A 5601-nucleotide genomic window follows, 5' to 3' on the forward strand; every position below is an offset into this window, starting at 1 on the left:
CGCGATCCGGCCGAGCGGCGTCCGCGCCGGCTCCATGACGCGGCTGCCGCCGAGTCTTTGCGCACGTGCCAGTGCGTCGTCGACGTCGTCGACCTGGAAGTAGACCACGATCCCGGTGTAAGGGCTGTGGGGACCGGCCTGTCCGATCCCGCCCGTCGGCCGCCCGCCGTCGTCGCCGATGAGCGCGTACGTCTCGTCAATGGCGTTCACCGGCCAGTCGAACATTTCCTCATAGAAGCGTCGCGCTCGCCGGGCATCGGGAGTGGAGATGTCGAACCACCCGGGCGCATGGTGATGTGCGGTCGATGTCATAGCAGTCCTCCTGGGTCGTCATGGCCTGTCGCAGGTAGGACTGCCGCTGTGCGGCACAATCGTCGCTTGTGGGGGAAATTTCTTTCGGGCACTCCGCGACCGAGGCCGCCGATCTGGCCCGGGCGCGCGAGGGAGACGATGACGCCTTCACCCGCCTGGTGGGACCGCTGCGCCGCGAGTTGCATGCGCACTGCTACCGCATGCTGGGTTCGACCCACGACGCCGATGACGCGCTCCAGGACGCCCTGCTGCGAGCCTGGCGGGGACTCGCCCGGTTCGACGGCCGGGGCTCGCTGCGTTCGTGGCTCTACACCGTGGCCACCCGTACCTGCCTGGACATCATCGCATCCCGTGGCAAGCGGGCGCTGCCCACCGACCTCGGCCCGTCCAGCGACCAAGCCGTACTCGACGCCGCCCCGCTGACCGACATCGCCTGGCTGGGCCCGTACCCCGATCAGGGCCTCGCCGACGGCCCGGCCACGCCTGAGGCCCGCTACGAGCAGCGCGAGTCCGTCGAACTCGCCTTCGTCGCCGCGCTGCAGCACCTGCCGGGCAACCAGCGGGCAGCGCTGCTGCTGTTCGACGTCCTGGGGTTCTCCGCCGCCGAGATCGCCACCATGATGGGCACCTCGACCACCTCGGTGAACTCCGCCCTGGCGCGGGCCCGCAAGCTCACCGCGCAGAGGGCCTCCTCCCCCACCCAGCAGCAGACGCTGCGGAAGCTCGGCGACGCCCACGTACGCAAGCTGGTCACCGGATTCGCCGCGGCGCTGGAGCAAGGCGACGCCGACGCTCTGGTGGCGCTGCTGACCGAGGACGTCACCTGGTCGATGCCGCCGCTGGCGCACTGGTACCGCGGCTTGGAGGCCGTCACCGACTTCGCCCTTCAGGTCCCGATGACCAGATGCCCCAGCTGGCGCACCCTGCCCACCAGCGCGAACGGCCAGCCCGCCGTGGCCTTCTACGTCGGCGCCGACCCCGCGGGACCGCACCTCGCGTGGTCGATCACCGTACTCGCGCTGCGTGGCGAACACATTGCCGAGATCGTCTCATTCCTCGGCCCCGGCCACTTCCCATCCTTCGCCTTGCCCGCCTCGCTGCCCTGAGAACGCCAGGATGACGGGCACCCGGCCATCGTCCGGCGCAGCAACGCGCCGTACGAGATCACGGGGGCGCTCGCGAGGCGTTGCCTACCGATCCGATCCATCCAGATCGGGCTGCCGGGGAAGCGGTGCGACGTTGATGAGATGGACGGGTGGACGCCGGGGATCACCGAACTTGTGCACGAGCTAACGTGCGGCGGTGGCCTGCCGCGCGGGCGTGACCGGGCTGCTTCCCGTCGAATGACCGCAGCCGCCGCACAACGACGTCATGGAGACGCTCGGCGCGAGCGATGGCCCGGTCAGCTGACCTTGAGCTGCTCGTCGCCGAAGTCCGCGATCAGTTTGAGCGTCCCGCCCAGAGCGGCGACGTAGCGGTCGAGCACCTCCCTTGTGGAGACGTCCCCTCCTTCGATCTGCGACACACGGGCCACAGAGATCTCCATACGCTCCGCCACCTGCGTCTGCGTCAGCCCTCGGCGCTTGCGCATCTCCGCCAACCGCCAGCCCTGGGCCTCGTCTCGCGAACGCCGGATCTCATCATCGAAAGCCGCTGGACCTCCCGCCGCCTCGATGGCGCGCTCCAGGTGGCCGCTTTCACGCCAACGCCGGGTCGCGGGAGTGGGCGCCGCCGCGCCGCCTGCAGACTCCCCTCGGCGGTCACCTCAAAGAGTGTGCCGGAAGGCGGTCCTGCGGCGCCGCCCTAAAGAAATTCGAGTGCGCCAGGGGTGCAGCCCGGTGTTGCATGAATCAGATGATCGACGAACCGCTGGAACGGCTCCGCGCCGCCGCACGACGCACCCGTGAACTGGCCCTAACCCGGGCGGCCACCGGCCTGGGCCACGAGGACGCCGACGACGACGTCGGCACGATCGGCACGGACGATGCCCTCGGGTTCGACCCGTTCCCTCTGCTCGAAGCCCTCCACCACAGCGGCGTCCGGGTCGTAGTGATCGGGCAAGTCGCCGGCATCATGCATGGATCCACCGAACTGACCGGCGATCTAGACCTGCTCTGGGACGGCACCCCGGCCCACGCCCCGGCCCTGGCGACCGCCTTCAGCTCCATCAACGCCCAACTCGCCGACGAAACGGGCAACCCCGTAGCAACTCACCCGGATTCCTTTCTCCGCCCCAAAGTGCAGTTCACCTCACCCGGAGCCAGCGGCGACTGCTGCACCCCGGCGCTCCCCTGGGGAACCCTTCAAGTCCGAGAGTGCTTCGACCGCGCGATCACCGCAGTCGACCCGGGCGGCCTGGAAGTTCACTACGTCTCCCGAAATGACCTGATCCAGATGCGTCGCGCCATAGGCCGCCCCAAGGACCTCCGCCGAGCAGACGAACTGGACTCGTCCGCCTCGGACCGCCGAGGTTGACGGCCCGCCTCCAACCTCCCACGGTAAGACCACCGGTGCAGGGGCAAGACCAGGCGCATGTTCGGCGAGAAGCGTGATCGCCGTCCATTCCCGTTGGGGCTCTCCTCGGCCCCACGACGCGGGCGCGCCCCGCAGCAGGTTACCGGCGGCCAGCGCCGTGTACTTGGTGACAGCGTCCTTAACGAGCGGTCCGCCGGGAGTTCAGCCAGACTGAGGGACTTTCATCGGGAACACACGCGAGTTCGGTTGGTGAGCTCTGAATACGCGGCGAAACCCACTACACGCTGCGGAGCGAAGGCTCCAAGCTGCCGCAGACCTCCGCCCCCCGACATCATCGCCACCATGCCGGACCTGCTTCAGGTGTCTCCCGGGCAGCGCGTCCCGGAGATCGGCACCGGCACCGGCTACTCCCCCGCACTGCTGTCCCACCTGGTCGGCGGCAAGGGGTGGGGGCTTCTGGCCCACCTACTGGTCGCTCGCCGGACATTTGCTGGTAACAACCTGGTAACAGGGTCTTTTCCTGGGCAATGTGAGCGGTCACACTCATGCCACAAGGAAATGTGACCGGTCACATCAAGCACCTCCACGTCCCCCAAGGGCGCGAAACGCCCCAGCACGCCAGGAGGTTGTCCCGTCATGAGGAGGAAAAATGCCTGGTCAGCGGTGCCGGCGGTGGTCATGGTGACCGCCGCCGTGCATGCCGCCCCCGCCCAGGCCGCATCCCAGCTCGTCGTCGACCTCGCCTCACAGACCGGCGTGCTTCGCTACGGCGCCACCGGCTTCCTGTACGGACTGGGCGACGAGGGCATCCCGAACGAGACCATGCTTGCCACCCTCAAGCCCCAGGTCACCGCCCAGAAGGCCCCCGACGGCCTGCAGCACCCGAACGGTGACGCGCTCAAGGTCGCCCCCATGTTCAAGCGCACGGGCGGCCGCGAGATCCAGATCTACATGCAGGACATCTACAAGCAGTGGCCGTACGAGAACCTCGGCATCGACGACTACCTGGCCAAGGTGGACACGATGGTCAGGAAGGTCGTCGCCGACCCGTACCGCACCTCGTACGTGTACGTCCCCTTCAACGAGCCCGACCAGATCTGGTACGGCGGCAACCTGACCGGCTTCATGAACGACTACAGGACCGTCTACCGCCGGATCCGCTCCCTCGACCCCGGCGCCCGCATCGCCGGCCCCAACTTCGCGAGCTACCGCTCGGCAGACATGCGCACGTTCATGCAGTTCGCGCGGGACAACAGCGTGCTGCCCGACGTCACCACCTGGCACGAGCTGGGCAACGACTTCTTCACGAGCTGGCAGACGCACTACTCCGACTACCGGGCGATCGAGTCGAGCCTCGGCATATCCGCCAGAGCCATCACGATCAACGAGTACGGCAGGTCGTCGGGCGACCTGGGCGTGCCGGGCAATCTGGTGCAGTTCGTGGCCAAGTTCGAGAACAGCAAGGTCGACGGCTGCCTGGCGTACTGGACGACAGCCGGCGGGCTGAACGATCTGGTCACCAGGAACAACCAGGCGACCGGTGGCTGGTGGCTGTACAAGTGGTACGGCGAGCTGACCGGCAACACCGTCGCCGTCACCCCGCCGGCCGCGAGCGGCTCGCTTCAGGGCCTCGCCGCGTTCGACCAGGCCAAGAAGCAGGCCAGGGTGATCTTCGGCGGCAACAACCCGGCCAGCGGCACGTACGACACGAACCTGGTCGTCAAGGGTATCCCGAGCGCCCTGGGCACCACGGTCCACGCCACCGTCTGGGGCGTGGACGACACCGGGCTGAATCCCTCTTCCGGCCCGTACAAGCTCACCGACACGGACTTCACCCCCACGAGCGGCCAGATCACGATCCCGCTTACGGGCCTGAAGGGCGCCTCGGCGTACCACGTGATCGTGACCCCCGCCAAGGCGGCGACCAGCGGCTCCCGCTATGAGGCCGAGTACGCCGCCCTGTCCGGCTCGATCACGTACGGCCAGGTCTCCTACGTGGACGGCGGCACCAAGTTCGTGGTCACGGCGCCCACGGACGGCTACTACAACGTCGGCCTGCGCTACTCGGCTCAGGCCTCCCGCGTGGTCCGACTGCGGCTCAACGGCTCCGACCTGACCGACGTCACGCTGCCCGCCGCCCAAGACTGGAACACGGCGACCGTCAAGGTGTTCCTGACAGCGGGGATCAACCGCCTCGAGGTGGGCACGGCCCTGCTGGACTACATCGACGTGGCATCGTCGTCCGGCACGATCACCGCGTACGAGGCCGAGGCCGGCGCCAACACGCTGGGCGGCGCCGCAAAGGTCGCCTCCAACTCGGCCGCCTCGGGCGGCCGGTACGTCGGCTTCATCGGCGCCGGCGCGGCCAACACGCTGCGCTTCAACAACGTCACCGTCCCGTCGGCCGGCCGCTACCGCATGGTCGTCACGTACGCCAACGGCGAGTTGGGCGAGGGCGCGACCAACTACAACACCAACATCGTCGACCGCTACGCCGACATCTCCGTCAACGGCGGCTCAGCCATCCGGCACTACTTCCGGAACACGCTGGGCTGGTCGAACTACCGCACCACTGTGGTGGACGTCACGCTGGCCGCCGGAGCGAACACGATCACGTTCGGCAACGCCTCCAGCCGCTACGCACCTGACATCGACCGCATCCAGATCGCCGCACCACTCGGCTAGAACAAGCAAGGGAGATCCATGAACACCAGCGTCGTCTGGGGCCACCCGAGCCTTCGGGTCGTGCTCGACGTCTCACCCGACGGCCCGGTCGGCGTGCGGTCGCTGTCGCGCGGCGACGCGGCCACCGCG

The 5601-nt window shown here is 68.3% G+C and carries 6 protein-coding genes; 4 read left to right on the forward strand and 2 right to left on the reverse strand.

Going from position 1 to position 5601, the window contains the following annotated elements; translation table 11 throughout:
- A partial coding sequence (locus tag AB0J09_RS54640; protein ID WP_360710189.1) for a VOC family protein occupies positions 1-312 on the reverse strand: 312 nt, incomplete at its 3' end.
- Between the two features lie 68 nt (positions 313-380).
- On the opposite strand from AB0J09_RS54640, the gene AB0J09_RS54645 reads away from it, so the two are divergent.
- Positions 381-1418: a sigma-70 family RNA polymerase sigma factor gene (locus tag AB0J09_RS54645; RefSeq protein WP_360710191.1), complete on the forward strand. Its 1038-nt coding sequence runs from the start codon at positions 381-383 to the stop codon at positions 1416-1418.
- Positions 1419-1714: 296 nt separating this feature from the next.
- Here AB0J09_RS54645 and AB0J09_RS54650 read toward each other — a convergent pair whose 3' ends face one another.
- Positions 1715-1912 (reverse strand): helix-turn-helix transcriptional regulator, encoded by a 198-nt coding sequence (locus tag AB0J09_RS54650; protein ID WP_360710193.1) that lies wholly within the window; start codon positions 1910-1912, stop codon positions 1715-1717.
- A gap of 254 nt (positions 1913-2166) precedes the next feature.
- On the opposite strand from AB0J09_RS54650, the gene AB0J09_RS54655 reads away from it, so the two are divergent.
- The 3 genes from AB0J09_RS54655 (at position 2167) to AB0J09_RS54665 (ending at position 5472) form a co-directional block, all read left to right on the forward strand.
- Positions 2167-2787: a hypothetical protein gene (locus AB0J09_RS54655; protein WP_360710195.1), complete on the forward strand. Its 621-nt coding sequence runs from the start codon at positions 2167-2169 to the stop codon at positions 2785-2787.
- Between the two features lie 57 nt (positions 2788-2844).
- On the forward strand, positions 2845-3351 hold the full coding sequence (locus tag AB0J09_RS54660) for a hypothetical protein (RefSeq protein ID WP_360710196.1): 507 nt from the start codon (positions 2845-2847) through the stop codon (positions 3349-3351).
- A 72-nt stretch (positions 3352-3423) separates the two neighbouring features.
- Positions 3424-5472, forward strand: a complete 2049-nt coding sequence (locus AB0J09_RS54665; RefSeq protein WP_360710198.1) for a hypothetical protein — start codon at positions 3424-3426, stop codon at positions 5470-5472.
- Positions 5473-5601: the final 129 nt, after the last annotated feature.

Source organism: Nonomuraea sp. NPDC049784, assembly GCF_040659615.1.
Lineage (GTDB): Bacteria > Actinomycetota > Actinomycetes > Streptosporangiales > Streptosporangiaceae > Nonomuraea.